At 71.2% G+C, this 18,872-nt stretch carries 15 protein-coding genes; 7 read left to right on the forward strand and 8 right to left on the reverse strand.

Annotated elements, in window-relative coordinates:
- Window positions 1-86: 86 nt before the first annotated feature.
- The gene (gene glgB / locus ACIO3R_RS35660; protein WP_402111160.1) at window positions 87-2,573 is read left to right on the forward strand and encodes a 1,4-alpha-glucan branching enzyme; all 2,487 of its coding nucleotides are present in this window, start codon (window positions 87-89) and stop codon (window positions 2,571-2,573) included.
- A gap of 76 nt (window positions 2,574-2,649) precedes the next feature.
- On the opposite strand, the gene ACIO3R_RS35665 is transcribed toward glgB, so the two are convergent.
- From ACIO3R_RS35665 to ACIO3R_RS35680, 4 genes are all read right to left on the reverse strand, one after another.
- The gene (locus tag ACIO3R_RS35665) at window positions 2,650-3,939 is read right to left on the reverse strand and encodes a haloacid dehalogenase-like hydrolase (protein ID WP_402111162.1); all 1,290 of its coding nucleotides are present in this window, start codon (window positions 3,937-3,939) and stop codon (window positions 2,650-2,652) included.
- A gap of 135 nt (window positions 3,940-4,074) precedes the next feature.
- Entirely contained in the window at window positions 4,075-4,416 is a 342-nt protein-coding gene (trxA, locus tag ACIO3R_RS35670; RefSeq protein WP_385041948.1) for a thioredoxin, read from the reverse strand.
- Window positions 4,413-4,829 carry a MerR family transcriptional regulator gene (locus ACIO3R_RS35675; protein WP_402111165.1) on the reverse strand — a complete coding sequence of 139 codons (417 nt, stop codon included), beginning with the start codon at window positions 4,827-4,829 and terminating at the stop codon, window positions 4,413-4,415. The genes trxA and ACIO3R_RS35675 overlap by 4 nt, the downstream gene beginning before the upstream one ends.
- Window positions 4,830-4,963: 134 nt before the next feature.
- Window positions 4,964-6,325 carry a cation:dicarboxylate symporter family transporter gene (locus tag ACIO3R_RS35680; RefSeq protein ID WP_385041861.1) on the reverse strand — a complete coding sequence of 454 codons (1,362 nt, stop codon included), beginning with the start codon at window positions 6,323-6,325 and terminating at the stop codon, window positions 4,964-4,966.
- A 130-nt stretch (window positions 6,326-6,455) separates the two neighbouring features.
- Between ACIO3R_RS35680 and ACIO3R_RS35685 the strand changes: the two genes are divergently transcribed.
- The 3 genes from ACIO3R_RS35685 to ACIO3R_RS35695 all read left to right on the forward strand — a co-directional run bounded on the left by ACIO3R_RS35685 (window position 6,456) and on the right by ACIO3R_RS35695 (window position 9,639).
- On the forward strand, window positions 6,456-8,138 hold the full coding sequence (locus ACIO3R_RS35685) for an ATP-binding protein (protein WP_402111167.1): 1,683 nt from the start codon (window positions 6,456-6,458) through the stop codon (window positions 8,136-8,138).
- Between the two features lie 5 nt (window positions 8,139-8,143).
- Window positions 8,144-8,818 carry a response regulator gene (locus ACIO3R_RS35690; RefSeq protein WP_401284181.1) on the forward strand — a complete coding sequence of 225 codons (675 nt, stop codon included), beginning with the start codon at window positions 8,144-8,146 and terminating at the stop codon, window positions 8,816-8,818.
- Between the two features lie 197 nt (window positions 8,819-9,015).
- Complete coding sequence (locus ACIO3R_RS35695) at window positions 9,016-9,639, forward strand: XRE family transcriptional regulator (RefSeq protein WP_363026981.1); 624 nt, start codon at window positions 9,016-9,018, stop codon at window positions 9,637-9,639.
- A 90-nt stretch (window positions 9,640-9,729) separates the two neighbouring features.
- Here ACIO3R_RS35695 and ACIO3R_RS35700 read toward each other — a convergent pair whose 3' ends face one another.
- Window positions 9,730-10,755 (reverse strand): ATP-dependent 6-phosphofructokinase, encoded by a 1,026-nt coding sequence (locus ACIO3R_RS35700; RefSeq protein ID WP_363026901.1) that lies wholly within the window; start codon window positions 10,753-10,755, stop codon window positions 9,730-9,732.
- Window positions 10,756-11,013: 258 nt separating this feature from the next.
- Between ACIO3R_RS35700 and pta the strand changes: the two genes are divergently transcribed.
- From pta to pyk, 3 genes are all read left to right on the forward strand, one after another.
- A complete protein-coding gene (pta, locus tag ACIO3R_RS35705; RefSeq protein ID WP_402111168.1) occupies window positions 11,014-13,095 on the forward strand; it encodes a phosphate acetyltransferase in 2,082 nt (693 codons plus the stop codon).
- Window positions 13,092-14,333 carry an acetate kinase gene (locus ACIO3R_RS35710; protein WP_402111170.1) on the forward strand — a complete coding sequence of 414 codons (1,242 nt, stop codon included), beginning with the start codon at window positions 13,092-13,094 and terminating at the stop codon, window positions 14,331-14,333. Before pta ends, ACIO3R_RS35710 begins: the two co-directional genes overlap by 4 nt.
- A 74-nt stretch (window positions 14,334-14,407) precedes the next feature.
- Window positions 14,408-15,838, forward strand: coding sequence for a pyruvate kinase (gene pyk / locus ACIO3R_RS35715; protein WP_385353091.1), 1,431 nt, complete (start codon window positions 14,408-14,410; stop codon window positions 15,836-15,838).
- A gap of 86 nt (window positions 15,839-15,924) precedes the next feature.
- On the opposite strand, the gene ACIO3R_RS35720 is transcribed toward pyk, so the two are convergent.
- From ACIO3R_RS35720 to ACIO3R_RS35730, 3 genes are all read right to left on the reverse strand, one after another.
- Entirely contained in the window at window positions 15,925-17,241 is a 1,317-nt protein-coding gene (locus ACIO3R_RS35720) for a hypothetical protein (RefSeq protein WP_402111172.1), read from the reverse strand.
- Window positions 17,231-17,818 carry a DUF6114 domain-containing protein gene (locus ACIO3R_RS35725; protein ID WP_402111173.1) on the reverse strand — a complete coding sequence of 196 codons (588 nt, stop codon included), beginning with the start codon at window positions 17,816-17,818 and terminating at the stop codon, window positions 17,231-17,233. The genes ACIO3R_RS35720 and ACIO3R_RS35725 overlap by 11 nt, the downstream gene beginning before the upstream one ends.
- A gap of 93 nt (window positions 17,819-17,911) precedes the next feature.
- Window positions 17,912-18,574 carry a DUF6230 family protein gene (locus ACIO3R_RS35730; RefSeq protein WP_385037836.1) on the reverse strand — a complete coding sequence of 221 codons (663 nt, stop codon included), beginning with the start codon at window positions 18,572-18,574 and terminating at the stop codon, window positions 17,912-17,914.
- Between the last annotated feature and the right edge of the window lie 298 nt (window positions 18,575-18,872).

The raw sequence follows: 18,872 nt of genomic DNA on the forward strand, positions 1-18,872 counted from the left end.
CAGCCGGGGACCGCGTCCCGTCCCGCACCCGGTCCCCGGCGCGCCACCCCTCCCGCCCCACCCACACCCCCGAGGAGGCTGTCCCTGTGACCGCCCGCAAGCCGTCCCGCAAAGCGCCCGATCCCGCTCCGACCACCCCCGAGGCCTCGCTGTCCGCAGAGCACGCGGACGCCACCGCCGCAGGCCCGGCGACCGGGACCCTCGCACCGGTGGAAGCGAGCGCCCCGCCCCCCGAGCCGGTCACCACGCCGATGTCCGTGCCGACGCCGGACACGGCCCCGGTCGCCGCGCCCTCGCCCGCCTCGACCCGCGCTCCCGCCAAGCGGGCGAAGCGGGCGGCGGCCCCGCCGCGTCCGCGCCGCGCCGGCGGCGGTCAGGGGGTCCGCCCCGCCCGCGCCCTGGACGACGGGGACCGGGCCCGGCTGCTGGCCGGTGAGCACCACGCCCCGCACGACCTGCTCGGCGCGCACCAGATCCGCGGCGGGGTGACGTTCCGGGTGCTGCGCCCCTTCGCCCGGTCGGTGACCGTGCTGGCCAAGGGGCTCCGGGCCGAACTGCACGAGGACGGCGACGGCTTCTTCTCCGGGCTCCTGCCGATGCCGGCCGTCCCCGAGTACCAGCTCCTGGTCGCCTACGAGGACAACGAGATCGAGGTCCAGGACCCGTACCGCTTCCTGCCCGCGCTCGGCGATCTCGATCTGCATCTGATCGGCGAGGGCCGGCACGAGGAACTGTGGACGGCGCTGGGCGCCCAGCCGATGGAGCACCAGGGCGTCACCGGCACCCGGTTCACCGTCTGGGCCCCCAACGCCCGCGGGGTGCGCGTCGCGGGTGACTTCAACTACTGGGACGGCACCGGCTTCCCGATGCGCTCGCTCGGCTCCACCGGGGTGTGGGAGCTGTTCCTGCCCGCGATCGGGGAGGGCGCGCTCTACAAGTTCGACATCTGCCGCCCGGACGGCACGCACACGCTGCGCGCCGACCCGATGGCCCGCCATGCCGAGGTCCCGCCGTCCAACGCCTCGGTCGTGACGGCCGCGCACCACGTCTGGCGGGACCAGGAGTGGATGGCCCACCGCGGGGACGTCCCGGTGCACGAGGCGCCGCTGTCCGTGTACGAGGTGCATCTGCCGTCCTGGCGACCCGGCCTCACCTATCGGCAGCTCTCCGAGCAACTCCCCGCGTACGTACGTGATCTGGGGTTCACGCATGTGGAGCTGATGCCGGTCTCCGAGCACCCCTTCGGCGGCTCCTGGGGCTACCAGGTCACCGGCTTCTACGCCCCGACCTCCCGGATGGGCACACCGGACGACTTCCGCTTCCTGGTCGACGCGCTGCACCGGGCCGGGATCGGCGTCATCGTCGACTGGGTGCCCGCGCACTTCCCGCGCGACGAGTGGGCGCTCGCCGAGTTCGACGGCCGGCCGCTGTACGAGCACGCGGACCCGCAGCGGGCGGCGCACCCGGACTGGGGCACGCTCGAATTCGACTACGGCCGCACCGAGGTGCGCAACTTCCTCGTCTCCAACGCCACTTACTGGTGCGAGGAGTTCCACATCGACGGGCTGCGGGTCGACGCCGTCGCCTCGATGCTCTACCTCGACTACTCGCGCGAGGAGGGCGAGTGGTCCCCGAACGAGCACGGCGGCCGGGAGAACCTGGACGCCGTCGCCTTCCTCCAGGAGATGAACGCCACGGTCTACCGGCGCAGTCCGGGCGTCGTCACCATCGCAGAGGAGTCCACCGCCTGGGACGGCGTCACCCGCGCCACCCACCACGTCGGCCCCGGTGGTTTCGGTGGCCTCGGCTTCGGGCTGAAGTGGAACATGGGCTGGATGCACGACTCACTGGAGTACGTGTCCAAGGAGCCGGTGCACCGCAAATACCACCACAACGAGATGACCTTCTCGATGGTGTACGCGTACAGCGAGAACTACGTGCTGCCGATCTCGCACGACGAGGTCGTGCACGGCAAGCGCTCGCTGGTCAGCAAGATGCCCGGCGACTGGTGGCAGCAGCGCGCCAACCACCGCGCCTACCTGGGCTTCATGTGGTCGCACCCGGGCAAGCAACTCCTCTTCATGGGGCAGGAGTTCGCCCAGGGGGCGGAGTGGTCGGAGGGCCACGGCCCGGACTGGTGGCTGCTCGACCCCTCGTACGCGGCGGAGAGCGACCACCGGGGCGTACGGACCCTGGTGAGCGATCTGAACGCGGTGTACGGGGCGACGCCGGCGCTCTGGCAGCGCGACACGGTCCCGGAGGGCTTCGAGTGGATCGCGGGTGACGCCGCGGAGGACAACGTCTTCGCCTTCCTGCGCCTCGACGCGGACGGCTCGCCGCTGCTGTCCGTCTGCAACTTCTCGCCGGTGGTGCGGCACGACTACCGGATCGGGGTGCCGGACGGCCCGGCGGCCTGGGTGGAGGTCCTGAACACGGACGCGGCGCGGTACGGGGGCGGCGACGTGCGCAACGAGGAGCCGCTGAAGCCGGAGGCGGTGGCGGCGCACGGCAGGGAGACGAGTGTGACGCTGACGCTCCCGCCGCTCGCGACGGTGTGGCTGCGGCCGGCCTGACGAGGCGTCGAGGACGCCGCGGCGGCCCCGGGTCGTCTCCCGGAACCGCCGCGGCGTCCTCCGCGGCGTCCTCGCGTCAGTACACCGTGTCATGCTGGTCCGGTACGACGCTGCCGTCGCCGCGCCGCACGGGACCGAAGCCGCCGCCGGGCTCGGTGCGGGCGGCGGTCGCGCAGGGGTAGGCCGTGGTCCTGCGGGGCAGCGGCTCGATGAACATGGGGTTCACGACCCAGCGGCCGTCGGCGTTGTCGTAGGCGCGGCACATCACCTCGTTCTTGTTGCGGTTGAGCACGAGGTGCGCGCCCGTGGCGTCACCGACGAACGTCACGTCGGTGTCGGCGTCACCGCCGCCGAGCGTGATCCGCCGGTCCGGGGCCTGCTGGTTCCAGGCGGCCCGGCCCTTGATCCCGTAGATCTCCTGGTTGATCCAGCAACGCTTGCCGTCGATGTAAGGGATGGCCTCGCCCCGGGTGACGCCCACCCCGCCGCAGCCCTCGTTGCTGGTCGTGATGCGGCCCTTGCGGTCGAGCACGGAGCGGATGGCGACGGTGTGCGCGCGGTCGATTCCGATGCCGCGCGACCAGACCTCGGTGACCGGCTCGGAACCCGCCGAGACGATCCAGACGTCGAACCCGGCCTTCCGGAGCGTACGGACGAGGTCGCGTTGCTGTTCGTAGTACCGGACGTAGGCCGGAAGGACGTGGGTGCCGACGGTGCGGGTCGCACCGACGGGCGCGGCGAGGGCCTCCGTGCGGGCGGCCTCCGTGTACGCGCGCAGTTCGGGCACGGTGTGTCCGGCGAACAGCTGGGGCACCCACGCGTACTGCGGAACGGTACGCCGGTGGTTCCACTCCCCCGCGAAGGCGGCCTCGCCGCTCATCGTGCTGCCGTCCTCACGGATCTGGAGGATCTCGTCGGCGCAGCGGGCCCGGGTGGAGGTGGGCAGGGGCGCTCCCACCCCGACGTCGGTGCCGCAGGCCTCGGTGAGTGCCCGGTCCGCGGTGTCCGTCAGCCACTTGCTGGTGTCCTTCCAGCGGGCGGGCCGGAGGATCTTGTCGTGCCGCAGGGACCAGCTGATGGTGGCGTCGGTGACGTCGTTCTTGGTGATGGTGTTGTCCCAGTCGAACGCCGCGACCGGGCGCGGCCCGCCCTTGCGGTGGCAGGTGCCGCGCTCGTCGATCACGTGCTGAAGCCGGGCGCGGTTGTCGCCGTACCAGGGGAGTTCGTCGGAGAGTTGAGGGCAGCGAGCCGTCGGCGTCACGGACATGCGATCGGCCGGAGCGGCTGCCACGGGTCCGGCTGCGGCCGCGACCGCCAACGCGGCGGTGACGGCTGAGGTCCACGCGAGAACAAGTCGGATACGCATGCGAGTGGACCGTACATCAACGTTTCCGCGATGTAGAGGGGGCACGCTCCACCCCGTGGAGCGTGCCCAGAAAGCGGCTCGGCCCTGCCCTTCGCGGTGTCACCGCAGCCCGGCGGACGCCCGCGAGACGGGTCCTCAGGCCGCCGGGAGCACCTCTTCCAGCTCCTGGAGCAGCCGGCGCCTCGGCCGGGCTCCGACCATGGACTTCACGGGCTCGCCCGAGCGGAACACCATCAGGGTCGGCATCGACAGCACCGCGTACCGGGAGGTGATCTCCGGGTTGTGGTCCACGTCGATCTGCACCACCTTGAGCCGGCCGGCCTCCTCCCCGGCGACGGCGCCGAGCACCGGCGCGAGCTGGCGGCACGGTCCGCACCAGTCGGCGGTGAACTCGACGAGGACGGGAAGCGCCGCCCCCAGTACCTCGGCGTCGAAGGTCTCGTCGGTGACCTCGGCCACGCCTTCCACCTGGATCATGTGTCGTCCTCCCAGTTCAGTTCACACCGTGGTTCGGGGCCGCCGGGCAGCCCGGCGGAAGCCTCCAGTTCGGCGCGGGCCAGCTGGGCGCCCACCTCCGTACGGACCGACCGGAGCTGGCCGATGAGCGCGTCCAGCTCGCCGAGCTTGCGCCGGTAGACGGCCAGCGAGGCCGGGCAGGAGTCACCGGCCGGATGGCCGGCGCGCAGACACTCGACGAAGGGCCGGGTCTCCTCCAGGTCGAACCCGAAGTCCTGGAGGGTCCGGATCTGCTGGAGCAGCCGCAGGTCGCCCTCGTCGTACGTGCGGTACCCGTTCTCCGCCCGCCGCGTCGGCAGCAGCCCGCGCGACTCGTAGTAGCGCAGCGTCCGCGTCGTCGTTCCGGCCCGTTCGGCCAGCTCCCCGATTCGCATGGAACGACCGTAAGCCTTGACGTCGGCGTCAAGGCAAGGGCGACGGGGCACGGGCTCCGGGGCAGGTGCGGGGGCACGGACGCACGCCGGGCCGGTACGGGAGTTCCGTACCGGCCCGGCGTGCATGGGGGCGCTTATGCCTTCACGAGCGAGGGCTGCTCCTCGCCACCGTCCCTGGCCTCGGGGACGTGCGGCTCTGCGGGGCCCTCGTCCGCGAGCATCGCCTCGTCGAACGGCAGCGCTCCGGAGAGGACCTGGTCCACCCGCTCCCGGTCGATCTCCTTGGTCCAGGTGCCGACGAGCACCGTGGCCACGGCGTTGCCCGCGAAGTTCGTCAGGGCGCGGGCCTCGCTCATGAAGCGGTCGATGCCGACGATCAGACCGACACCGTCCACCAGCTCGGGGCGGTGCGACTGGAGGCCTCCCGCGAGCGTGGCCAGTCCGGCGCCGGTGACGCCCGCCGCGCCCTTGGAGGCGATCACCATGAAGACGAGCAGCGAGATCTGCTCGCTGATGCTCAGCGGGTCACCCGTCGCGTTGGCGATGAAGAGCGAGGACATCGTGAGGTAGATCGCGGTGCCGTCGAGGTTGAAGGAGTAGCCGGTCGGCACGGTGATGCCGACGACGGGCTTGCTGACGCCCAGGTGCTCCATCTTCGCGATCAGCCGTGGCAGGGCCGACTCGGACGAGGAGGTGGAGAGGATGAGCAGGAACTCCCGGGCGAGGTACTTCAGCAGGGAGAAGATGTTGAGCCCGGCCACCAGGCGCAGGATCGCGCCCAGGATCAGGAACACGAAGAGCCCGCAGGTGAGGTAGAAGCCGACCATGATGACCGCGAGGGACTTCAGCGCGTCCACGCCGGTCTCGCCGACCACCGCGGCCATGGCGCCGAACGCACCGACCGGGGCCAGCCACATGATCATGGCGAGGATGCGGAAGACGAGGCGCTGGAGGTGGCCGATGCCGCGCAGGACCGGCTCGCCGGCCGATCCCAGGGCCTGCAGCGCGAAGCCCGCGAGCAGGGCGATGAGCAGGGTCTGGAGGACCTCGCCCGAGGTGAAGGACGACACCATGGTGTCGGGGATGATGCCGAGCAGGAAGTCCGCGGTGGACTCGCTGTCCCCCGCCTGCGCCTCGCCCGCGGCCCGGGTCGCCTCGGTGATGTGGAGGCTGGAGCCGGGCTCCAGGATGTTGCCGACGACCAGGCCGATGGCCAGGGCGACGGTCGACATCACCAGGAAGTAGCCGAGGGCCAGACCGCCGACGGCGCCGACCTTGGCGGCCTTCCGTACGGAGCCGACACCCAGCACGATCGTGCAGAAGATGATCGGCGAGATCATCATCTTGATGAGATTGACGAAGCCGGTTCCGATCGGCTTGAGCTCAACGGCGGCACCCGGGGCGACGAGGCCCACGAGGATGCCGAGCCCCACCGCCACGATCACGGCGATATACAGATACTTCGTACGGTCCCGCTTGGCGGCGGCCACTCCCACGGGGGTCTCCTCGGCTCGTCCTTGTCCCTCCCCCGTCCCTGGGGGCCCCGGCGACTATTCCGGTCCCTGTGATGCCGGTCACTGTTACGTGCATTTCGTTCATAGGTTTTCGGCCAGGCAGACTGTGGGGATGCGTCTCCCCCGTGCCCGTCCGCGCAGTCTGGCCGGACAGCTCTTCGCCATGCAGGTGGTGCTGGTGGCGGCCGTCGTGGCGGGGTGCGCCTTCTTCGCGTACGCGTCCGGCAGCGCCCAGGCCCGGGAGACCGCGACCCGGCAGGCCAGGGCGGTGGCCGTGTCGGTGGCCGATTCACCGTCGGTACGGGAGGCCATCCGCACCCCGGACCCGTCGGCCGTCCTCCAGCCGTACGCGGAAGCGGCCCGCCGGGACAACGGGATCGCCTTCGTCACGATCATGGATCCGCACCGGGTCCGCTGGACGCACCCGCACACCGACCGGATCGGCGAGACCTTCCTCGGGCACACCGCGCAGGCCCTGCGCGGCGAGACGTTCTCGGAGACGTACACCGGCACGCTCGGCCCCTCGATCCGGGTCGTCACGCCCGTCCGGGACGGGGGCCGGATCGTCGGCCTGGTCAGTGCGGGCATCACGGTCGAGCGGGTCTCCACGCAGGTCCGGGCGCAACTGGGCGCGCTGGGGCTCGCGGCCGGTGCGGCGCTGGCGCTCGGCGGCATCGGCACCTACGTGATCAACGCGCGGCTGCGACGGCACACCCACGGGATGAACGCCGCCGAGCTGAGCCGGCTGCACGACTACCACGAGGCCACACTGCACGCGGTACGCGAGGGGCTCCTGATGCTCGACGGGCAGCGCAGGATCGCCCTGATCAACGACGCGGGCCGGGAGCTGCTGGGGCTGGCACCGGGTACGGTCGGGCGCCGGGTCGCCGAACTCGATCTGCCGGCGCCCCTGACCGGGGCACTGCTCGCCACCGAGGAGCGGGTCGACGAGGTGCATCTGACGGCGGACCGGGTGATCGTGGTCAACACCCGTCCGGTGGTGGGCGGCGAGCGGCGCGGCACGGTCGTCACCCTGCGGGATCACACGGAGCTCCAGGCGCTGTCCGGCGAGCTGGACTCGGAGCGCGGCTTCACACAGGCGCTGCGCTCGCAGGCGCACGAGGCGGCGAACCGGCTGCACACGGTGGTGTCGCTGATCGAGCTGGACCGGGCAGAGGAGGCCGTCGGTTTCGCCACGGCGGAGCTGGAACTGGCGCAGGCCCTGACCGACCGCGTCGTCGGCGCGGTCGCCGAACCGGTGCTGGCGGCCCTGCTGCTGGGCAAGGCGGCACAGGCGAACGAGCGGGGGGTGGAGCTGGTGCTGGCGGACGACAGCCTGATCGACGACGGGGCCCTGCCCGCGTCGCTGCCGCAGCGCGATCTGGTCACCGTTCTCGGCAACCTGATCGACAACGCGGTGGACGCGGCGTCGGAGGGAGTGAACGGCCCGCCCGGCGCCGCGGACGGCTCCGTCCCCGCCCAGCGCGTCCCGTCGCCGCACCGTCCCGCACGCGCCCGGGTCACCGTCACGGCCCTCGCCGGGGACGGCGAACTCCTGCTGCGGGTCGCCGACAACGGGACCGGCGTCGACCCGGCGGACGCCGCGGAGGTGTTCCGGCGCGGCTGGTCGACGCACGGCGCCGGCCGCGGGATCGGCCTGGCACTCGTCCAGCAGGCCGCGCACCGCAACGGCGGCGCGGTCACCCTGGAGCGGGGCCCGGACGGCGGCGCGGAGTTCACCGTACGGCTGCCGCTGCCCGAGGGCAGCGGCGCGCGGAAGGGCGGAGCCACATGAACCCGGTGATCAGAGTGCTGGTCGTCGAGGACGATCCGGTCGCCGCCGACGCCCACCGGCTCTACGTGGACCGGGTCCCGGGATTCGAGGTGGCCGCGGTCGCGCGCTCCCGCGCCGAGGCGGTGCGGGCGCTGGAGCGCACACCGGTCGATCTGCTGCTCCTGGACCTGTACCTGCCGGACGGGCACGGCTTGCACCTGCTGCGCTCGCTGCGGGCGGCCGGTCACACCGCCGATGTGATCGCCGTGACCTCCGCGCGGGAGCTGGCCGTGGTCCGGGAGGGGGTGTCGCTCGGTGTCGTCCAGTACGTGCTGAAGCCGTTCGCCTTCGCCACCCTCCGCGACCGGCTGGTCCGCTACGCGGAGTTCCGGGCGGCGGCCGGCGAGGCGAGCGGACAGGACGAGGTCGACCGCGCGCTCGCCTCCCTGCGCTCCCCGCAGCCCGCCCGGCTGCCCAAGGGGCTGAGCGGTCCGACGCTGGAGGCGGTGACCCGGGTGCTGCGCTCGGCCCCGGACGGGGTGACGGCGGCCGCAGCGGGCGTGGAGCTGGGCATCTCCCGGATCACCGCGCGCCGCTACCTGGAGCATCTGGTGACCGCGGGGCGTGCCGCGCGCAGTCCGCAGTACGGACAGATCGGACGCCCGGAACTGCATTACCGGTGGGTGGCCGAGGCCCGCTGAGCGGCCCTCCGGGGCCGTCCCTGGGGTCCGCGCGGGGTGCTCGGCGGCCCGGCTTTCCGCCTAGGAGTTTCCTATGAGCCGTGGCCTCGGCGGAACACACCGTAGTCAGACCGCCTCCGACCTCTTACGGTAGGGCCGTGCACCCCACCCCGCCTTTCAACGCCCCCGCCGCGCGCAGACTGCGCGAGGCCCTGGGTATGGCTCCCGGTCATGTCGCCTACGGCCTCGGCGCCCAGTACGGACTCCGCATCAGCGCCGAGACCGTAGCCGCATGGGAGCGTGGACTGGCCTTGCCGACCGAGTACGAACTCACGGCGCTCGCGGGGGTGTTGTGGTGCGCCCCCGGTGAACTGCTGACCGCCGCCCGGACCCTGCGCGAGCACCGGGTCGCCCGGGAGCTGGCGCCGGACGAGCTGGCGGGGCTGCTGGGGATGGCCACGGCCGCGTATCTGCGCATGGAGGAGTCCGGGCGGTGGCGGGGCAACGAGCGCCAGTCCGCGGCGCTCACCGAGGCGCTGGGGCTGACGGCCGCCGGCTTCGTGACGGCGACCGGCCGGGACGAGGAGCTCGCCGAGCTGCTGCGCAGCGCCGTCACGACGCGCTGGCAGGCGTACGTGCGGCCGGTCTCGAAGGTGGTGCCGGTGGACCGGAAGGCGCTCCAGGGCGTACTGGAACAGCTGCACTCCGAGTACCAGGCGCTGATGGTGTCCACGCTGAGCTGGAGCAGTACCGGTAACGAGCGGGAGGGTGCGACGGGCGACGCGGGCCGGGCGTTCCTGGCGCGGATAGTGGACCGGTTCTGGCAGACCGCCGACGTGTGAGGTCCGCCGGACAACGATGAGCGGGCCGTGACCGTCCAGGGTGGACGGTCACGGCCCGCTCGCCGCTGTACAACGGCTCGGCCGGTCCGGTCAGAAGACCGACTCGGCCTCGCGCATCCGGTCCAGCGGGACGCGCTTCAGCTGGGTCACCGCGTCGGCGAGCGGCACCATCTCGATGTCGTTGCCGCGCAGGGCCGTCATCCGGCCGAAGTCACCCCGGTGCGCCGCCTCCACCGCGTGCCAGCCGAAGCGGGTGGCGAGCACCCGGTCGTACGCGGTCGGCGTGCCGCCGCGCTGCACATGGCCGAGGATGACCGGCCGGGCCTCCTTGCCGAGCCGGGTCTCCAGCTCGACGGCGAGGCGGTTGCCGATGCCCTGGAAACGCTCGTGGCCGAACTGGTCGATCGCGCCCTTGGCGTACGGCATCGAGCCCTCGGCCGGGTGCGCGCCCTCCGCGACGCAGATGACCGCGAACTTCTTGCCGCGTGCGAAGCGTTCCTCGACCATCTTGACCAGGTCCTCGACCTGGAACTTCCGCTCGGGCAGGCAGATGCCGTGGGCTCCGCCGGCCATGCCGGACTCCAGCGCGATCCAGCCCGCGTGGCGGCCCATCACCTCGACGACCATGACGCGCTGGTGGGACTCGGCGGTGGTCTTCAGTCGGTCTATGGCCTCGGTGGCGACGCCGACCGCGGTGTCGAAGCCGAAGGTGCGGTCGGTGGCCGAGATGTCGTTGTCGATGGTCTTCGGTACGCCGACGACGGGCATTCCGGCGTCCGAGAGCATCCGGGCGGCGGTGAGGGTGCCCTCGCCGCCGATCGGGATCAGCGCGTCCATGCCGTAACGGCGGCTCAGCTCGGCGCAGTTCTCGGCCGCCTCGCGCAGCCGGTCGCGCTCGAGCCGGGCGGAGCCGAGGATGGTGCCGCCGCGGGCGAGGATGCCGCTGACCGCGTTGAGGTCGAGGGGGCGGAAGTGACCGTCGAGGAGGCCCTTGAACCCGTCCTCGAATCCGATGACCTCGTCACCGTGACCCACCACGGCACGGTGCACGACCGAGCGGATCACTGCGTTCAGGCCTGGGCAGTCGCCGCCTGCGGTGAGAACTCCGATGCGCATCGTGCTTTATCTCCTGCTCGCTAGGGCCTGTCCGGCGGTAACTACACAATCCCCCGTACCGTGAGCCACGGTGATTGTCCCATGCCTGGTACGTACCTCGCGCTCTCGGCCTGTTCCGGGGCCTCCGGCCGCTCGCGGCGGCGGCGCCGGCGGTCCCGGAGAGGGTCTTTCGCCCGGCGGGCGGCCCCTCGGCCCCCGCAGGTATCGTCAAACAGGCGATACCACCCATACCTGCCAGGCAAGGACGGGAGAGCACGCGTGACGCGCAGCGTGTACGTGACCGGGATCGACCGGGGAGACGGCCGCCAGGTCGTCGATCTGGGAGTCATGGAGCTCCTGACGCGTCAGGTGGACCGGGTCGGGGTGTTCCGCCCGCTGGTCCACGACGACCCCGACCGGCTGTTCGAGCTGCTGCGGGCCCGCTACCGGCTCTCCCAGGACCCGGGGACGGTCTACGGTCTCGACTACCACGAGGCCTCCGCGATCCAGGCGGAGAAGGGTACCGACGAACTGGTCTCCCGGCTCGTCGACCGCTTCCGCCTGGTGGCCCAGAAGTACGAGGTGGTCCTCGTGCTCGGCACCGACTTCGCCGCCACCCAGCTCCCCGACGAGCTGGCCCTCAACGCCCGCCTCGCCAACGAGTTCGGCGCCTCGGTGATCGCGGTGGTCGGCGGCCAGGACCAGAACGCGGAGTCCGTGCGGGCCGAGACGCGCAACGCCTACCGCGCGTACGCCGGTCTGGGCTGCGACGTCGTCGCGATGGTGGTGAACCGGGTGGCCTCCGCGGACCGCGAGGCCATCGCGGACCGCCTCTCGGCCACGCTGCCCGTCCCCTGCTCGGTGCTGCCCGACGATCCGGCCCTCTCGGCGCCGACGGTCGCCCAGATCACCGCGGCGCTGGACGGGACGGTGCTGCTCGGCGACGACGCGGGGCTGGCCAGGGACGTGCTGGCCTTCGTGTTCGGCGGCGCGATGCTGCCGAACCTGCTGAAGGCGCTGACACCGGGCTGCCTAGTGGTGACCCCCGGGGACAGGGCCGATCTGGTGGTCGGCTCGCTCGCCGCGCACAGCGCCGGCACACCGCCCATCGCGGGCCTGCTGCTCACGCTGGACGAGCGGCCCGGCGAGGAGATACTCAAGCTGGCCGCGCGGCTCGCACCGGGTACCCCGGTCGTCGCGGTGGCCGACGGTTCCTTCCCCACCGCCGAGAAGCTCTTCGCCCTGGAGGGCAAGCTGAACGCGGCGACGCCGCGCAAGGCGGAGACGGCGCTGGGGCTCTTCGAGCGCCATGTCGACACGGGCGCGCTCCTCGACCGGATCTCGGTCGCCCGCAGCGGCCGGGTCACGCCGATGATGTTCGAGCACGAACTGCTGGAGCAGGCCCGCGCGGACCGGCGCCGGGTGGTGCTGCCGGAGGGCGCGGAGGAACGGGTGCTGCGCGCGGCCGACGTACTGCTGCGGCGCGCCGTCTGCGACCTCACCCTCCTGGGCGACCCCGGCATCATCCGTAAGAAGGCCGCCGATCTCGGCATCGATCTGGCCGGCACCCAGCTCATCGACCCGCAGACCTCCGAGCTGCGCCAGACCTTCGCGGAGCGGTACGCGCAGTTGCGCGCCCATCGCGGGGTGACGGTCGAGCTCGCGTACGACGTCGTCTCGGACGTCAACTACTTCGGCACCCTGATGGTCCAGGAGGGGTTCGCGGACGGCATGGTCTCCGGGGCCGTGCACTCCACGGCGGCGACGATCCGCCCCGCCTTCGAGATCATCAAGACGAAGCAGGCCGCCTCGATCGTCTCCTCGGTCTTCTTCATGTGCCTCGCCGACAAGGTCCTGGTGTACGGCGACTGCGCGGTCAACCCGGACCCGGACGCGGAGCAGCTCGCGGACATCGCCGTGCAGTCCGCGGTGACCGCCGCCCGCTTCGGTGTGGAGCCCCGGATCGCGATGCTCTCGTACTCGACGGGGACCTCGGGCACGGGCGCGGACGTCGACAAGGTCCGCGAGGCGACGGACCGGGTGCGCGCGAGCCACCCGGACCTGATGATCGAGGGCCCGATCCAGTACGACGCGGCGGTCGAGCCGAGCGTCGCCGCGACGAAGCTGCCCGGCTCCGAGGTGGCGGGCCAGGCGACGGTCCTGATCTTCCCGGACCTGAACACCGGCAACAACACCTACAAGGCCGTGCAGCGCTCGGCGGGAGCGGTGGCCGTCGGCCCGGTCCTCCAGGGGCTGCGCAAGCCCGTCAACGACCTGTCCCGGGGCGCGCTGGTGCAGGACATCGTCAACACCGTGGCGATCACGGCGATCCAGGCACAGGGCGAGGAGCGACCCGCATGACCACCCCGACCGAAGGTGCCGAGGCAGCGGCGGGGGCGAGCCGGGTGCTCGTCCTCAACTCCGGCTCCTCCTCACTGAAGTACCAGCTCCTGGACATGCGCGACCACGCCCGGCTCGCGTCCGGTCTGGTCGAGCGGATCGGCGAGGAGACCTCCCGGCTCGTCCACACCCCGCTGGCCGGCCGCGACGGCGGGAGCCGGGAGCGCGAGGGCCGGATCGCCGACCACGACGCGGCGCTCAGGGCGGCCGCGGAGGAGCTGGCCGCCGACGGGCTCGGCCTGGACTCCCCCGAACTCGCGGCGATCGGCCACCGGGTGGTGCACGGCGGACTGCGGTTCACCGAGCCGACCGTGATCACCGACGAGGTGCTCACCGAGATCGAGCGCCTGGTCCCGGTGGCGCCGCTGCACAACCCGGCGAACATCACCGGCATCCGCACCGCCCAGGCGCTCCGCCCCGACCTGCCGCAGGTGGCGGTCTTCGACACCGCGTTCCACACGACGATGCCGGAGTACGCGGCCCGGTACGCGATCGACGTGGAGACCGCCGACGCGCACCGGATCAGGCGCTACGGATTCCACGGCACCTCGCACGCGTACGTCTCGCGCAAGGCGGCCGAGCTGCTGGGCCACGCCCCCCAGGACGTCAACGTCATCGTGCTCCACCTGGGCAACGGCGCCTCGGCCTCCGCGGTGGCGGCCGGCCGGTGCGTGGAGACGTCGATGGGACTGACCCCCTTGGAGGGGCTGGTCATGGGTACGCGCTCGGGAGACATCGATCCGGCCGTCACCTTCCACCTCAAGCGGGTGGCGGGGATGTCGGCGGACGAGATCGACGAACTGCTCAACAAGAAGAGTGGTCTGGTCGGCCTCTGCGGCGACAACGACATGCGGGAGATCCGGCGCCGGATCGACGAGGGCGACGAACGTGCGGCACTCGCCTTCGACATCTACGTCCACCGGCTGAAGAAGTACATCGGCGCCTATTCGGCGGTCCTCGGGCGGGTGGACGCCGTGGTGTTCACGGCGGGGGTCGGCGAGAACTCGGCACCGGTACGGGAGGCTGCGATCGCCGGTCTGGAGGAGCTCGGCCTGGTGGTGGACGCGGATCTCAACGCCGTACGGTCCGGCGCACCGAGGCTGATCTCGCCGGATTACGCACGGGTCGCGGTCGCCGTGGTGCCGACGGACGAGGAACTGGAGATCGCCGGCCAGACCTTCGCACTGGTCGACAACTGAGCACCCCCGCGCCCCTTTGTATCTTCCACCAGCCGGAATATTCCGCAGCTAAACAAACCGATAGGATCCGCCTCATGCGCCGTTCCAAAATCGTCTGCACCCTCGGTCCCGCCGTCGACTCCCATGAGCAGCTCGTCGCTCTGATCGAGGCCGGCATGAGCGTGGCCCGATTCAACTTCAGTCACGGTTCCCACGCGGAGCACCAGGGTCGTTACGACCGGGTCCGCAAGGCCGCCGCCGAGACCGGCCGGGCGGTCGGCGTACTCGCCGACCTCCAGGGCCCGAAGATCCGCCTGGCGAAGTTCGCCGAGGGCCCGGTCGAACTGGTCCGCGGGGACGAGTTCGTCATCACCGCCGAGGACGTCCCCGGGGACAAGTCGATCTGCGGCACCACCTACAAGGGCCTGCCCGGAGACGTCGCCAAGGGCGACCCGATCCTCATCAACGACGGCAACGTCGAGCTGAAGGTCGTCTCCGTGGAAGGCCCCCGGGTCCACACCATCGTCATCGAGGGCGGGGTGATCTCCGACCACAAGGGGATCAACCTCCCGGGTGCCGCGGTCAACGTCCCGGCCCTGTCCGAGAAGGACATCGACGACCTCCGCTTCGCCCTGAAGATGGGCTGCGACCTGGTCGCGCTCTCCTTCGTCCGGGACGCCGGTGACGTCAAGGACGTCCACAAGATCATGGACGAGGAGGGCCGCCGGGTCCCCGTCATCGCCAAGGTCGAGAAGCCGCAGGCCGTCGAGAACATGGAGGGCGTCGTCATGGCGTTCGACGGTGTGATGGTCGCCCGTGGCGACCTCGCCGTCGAGTATCCGCTGGAGAGGGTCCCGATGGTGCAGAAGCGCCTGGTGGAACTCTGCCGCCGGAACGCCAAGCCGGTGATCGTGGCGACCCAGATGATGGAGTCGATGATCACCAACTCCCGTCCGACCCGCGCGGAGGCGTCCGACGTCGCCAACGCGATCCTGGACGGCGCGGACGCGGTCATGCTCTCCGCGGAGTCCTCCGTGGGCGCGTACCCGATCGAGACGGTCAAGACGATGTCGAAGATCGTCGTCGCCGCCGAGGAGGAGCTGCTCTCCAAGGGCCTCCAGCCGCTGGTGCCGGGCAAGAAGCCCCGCACCCAGGGCGGCTCCGTCGCCCGCGCGGCCTGCGAGATCGCGGACTTCCTGGACGGTGCGGCCCTGGTCGCGTTCACCCAGTCCGGCGACACCGCCCGCCGCCTCTCCCGCTACCGCGCGGCCCAGCCGATCCTGGCCTTCACCACGGACGAGTCCACCCGCAACCAGCTGGCCCTCAGCTGGGGCGTCGAGGCCCACGTGGTCCCGCACGTGGACACCACGGACGCGATGGTGGACCTGGTGGACGCGGAGCTGCTGAAGCTGGACCGCTACAACGCCGGCGACACGATGGTCATCACGGCGGGCTCGCCTCCCGGCGTCCCGGGCACGACCAACATGGTGCGCGTGCACCACGTGGGCGGCCAGGGCCGCGACTGACCGCACAGCGGTCCCGTGCACGAGGCGAGGGCGGTGCCCCGGTTCCTTGGAACCGGGGCACCGCCCTCGCCTCGTGCATCACAGGACTAGCCGTTGCCGCCCGTGAAGTAGTTCTGGAGTCCCGGCACCGTCAGCGTGCCGCCGAACTGGCCGGCCTGCGTCACCTTCACGTGGGTGAAGAAGGCGAACGGCACGTTCAGCGGGGGCGGGGTCTCGGGGCTGAACGTGATCGGGATGAGGCCGAAGAGGTTGCCCTTCAGCTCCTCCGTGTACATCGTCACCGTGCCGTCGCGGATGGTGGAGGTGGAACCCTTCCGCGCCTTCACATGACCGGTGACGCCCGACTGCGGGCCGACCGTCAGCTGGTGGAGGTCCTTGATGTCGACCGAGGAGGCGGTGAACTTCAGCACCTTCTTCGTACTGCCGTCGCCCTTCTCCACCTCCACGATGCCCTGGTAGTCGAGTCCGCTCAGGGTGAGCAGCGAACTCTCCAGGATCCACGGGTCGTTCGGGAGCCGGGGAATGCCCTGCTCCAGATCGGCCGCGGCCAGTGCCTTCGGGTCGGCGGTCGGGCACGGGAAGGAGGGCTTGGCGCCGTCCGGGATGTCCTCGTCCTTCTTGGCGTCGAGTCCCTTGACGTCCTTGTCCAGCTCCTCGACCGGCTTGCCGGCCTTGCCCGCCGCCTCGCGGATGGCGTCGGCGGTCTTGTCGACCGTGTCCTTCGCGGCGTCCGTGGCCTTCTCGACGGGCTTGTCGGCCTTGTCCGTCCTCGCGTTGCCGGTGGTGCTCGCGGACGGCTTCGGGGACGCGGTGGTGGCGCTCGGGGACGGGCTGGCCGTCTCCTTGTCCGGTCCGTCGAAGAGGTCCTTGAGGGCGTCGCCCAGCCCCAGCGGGTCGAGCGGGTTCTTCGACTTGGTGGGCGAGGGGGTCGCGCTCGGCTTCGCGGCCTCGGCGTCGGTGCTCTTCTTCGCCGAGTCGGTCGCCTTGTCGGTTCCCTTGTCGCCCGAGGTACTCGCCGACGGGCTGGACGAGGGCTTCGGGGTGGCCCCGTCGCTCTTGTCCGGCGTGGCCTTGTCGCTCGCGGTGGCCGACGGGGACGGGGAGGGCGACTTCGTCGCGGACGCGGAGGGCGAAGCCGACTCGCTGGGCTCGTCGGAACGGGTCACACAGGGGCCCGGCGCGAAGGGTATGTCCGTGTTGTCGTCGGCCATCGCCAGCTTCGGGGTGAGCCCCATGCCGACGAACACCGCGGTCGGCATCGCGGCGAGCGCGAACGCCTTCTTGCCCGCGGGCATGTGGAGCTTCGTCAGCAGTGACTTCCTGGGGGCGGCGTGGCGGGGCCCTCTTCGCTCCTGGAGCCCGCTCTCGCCCCCGGCGTCCGCCTGATTGTCGTCACCCCGCACGATGCCTCCCGCCGTCGACCTCGACTGCCGTGTCGTACTGCGCCGGCTCCTGCTGGGGAACAGCGCTCCCGTAGAGCTCGCCCCCGGAGGGTTCGGCGGTCTGCTCGTCCTTCGTGAACGAGAGGCCGTCCGGCGCCGTTTCTGCGGGAACTCCCGCTTCGGGCGCCGCCTCCGCCACCGGCTCACCAGGAGCCCAGGAGAGGGAGAGCGCGCCGCCGAGCAGGGCGAGGACGAAGCCGATCAGAAAGCCGCCGATGTTGGCGACGGGGATCGAGATCAGCGCGAGCAGGATCGCCGCGACACCGGCGAACACCCTGACGATGCTGTGGAACCACATCGTCAGGCCCAGCGTGATGAGCAGGACTCCGATGATGAGCGACCCGGCGCCCGCGGTGGTGGACATGGCCAGCGTCACGTTGCCGAGATGCATGTTCGCGTACGGGAAGTACGCGATGGGTACTCCGCCCAGCATGGTGAACAGGCCCGCCCAGAACGGCCGGTTACCCCGCCAGGTGCGGAACGTCCGCCGGAAGACGCTGAGGTAGTGCTCGTTCTGCCCTTGGGATTCGGGGCTCATGGAAAACAGCTCCCTGGAACCAGTACTGCCGTGAGAAAGAGAAGGGTGGGTGGCCGGAAGGCGATGTGTCCTCCCGGCCACCCTGGCGGGTGCCTAGTGGTAGCACTCCATGTCGGTACCCTTGTGAAGGCGCAGCTTCAGACCGCTCAGGTTGAAGGTGCCGGCCGTCGTGGCCCACGCCTTCTGCTTGACGTCGGTCAGCACGGCCTCCTCGGCGCGCTGGGAGAACCCGTTGGGGTCGGCCTGGGTGCCAGGCTGGATGCCTATGCTCCCGGGCTTGTCCTTCTTCAGCGAACCGGCGGCCACACCGATGTCGATGTTCGAGAACTTGGCGTCGCCGTCGAGTTCCGCCACATCGAGGTAGAGGTCCTTGGCGTAGACACGCTTGTGGCCCTCGCCACCCGCCTCCAGCCTCATGGTGATGGTGCCGAGGCCGAACGGCAGGTTGGGCGTGACGACCGACTGGCACATGTTCGTGATGTAGGCCTTGCTGAAGCCCGACACGGCCACGGCGTGCGCCTTGCCCGCGACCTTGGGGTCGGCGTCGCGTTCGGCGGCCACACTGCCGTACTGCACGAAGTCGTAGCCTTCGAGCTCAGCAGCGCTGACCTTGAACTCCTGCCCCGACACGCTGAACGAAGCGGCGAGCGCGCCCTGTGCCAGGCCGACACCCACCGCGGCGGTAGCTATGACGCTCGGCACCATGACGACAGCGAAACGCTTCCATCTCGTGCCACCGCGAACCTGGGAACTCATACTTTTCCTCCTTCTCGGACGTACATCTCCGGTCTGGCATCCTGCCCGACCCGGGATGGGAGAAGTGCTACGTCCTCGGAAAGGAGAGCGCCCGCGAACGGGACGTGAACCGCGCCCGAATCACCGGCGATCACCCCCGAGCGACAACCACTGGCCACGCGTTCGCGCAACCTCTTCGGACAGGCCCTGCGAGTCAGCAGGAACCCCCCTGTCCGGAGCCGGCACCACTGCCGCCGGCCCACCCGGTGGGGACCCAACGGAGCCGCCGGCACCGACTGGCAGCCGGACTGGCGGTATT

It is taken from the genome of Streptomyces sp. NPDC087428 (genome assembly GCF_044744085.1).
In the GTDB taxonomy this organism is placed as follows: Bacteria; Actinomycetota; Actinomycetes; order Streptomycetales; family Streptomycetaceae; genus Streptomyces.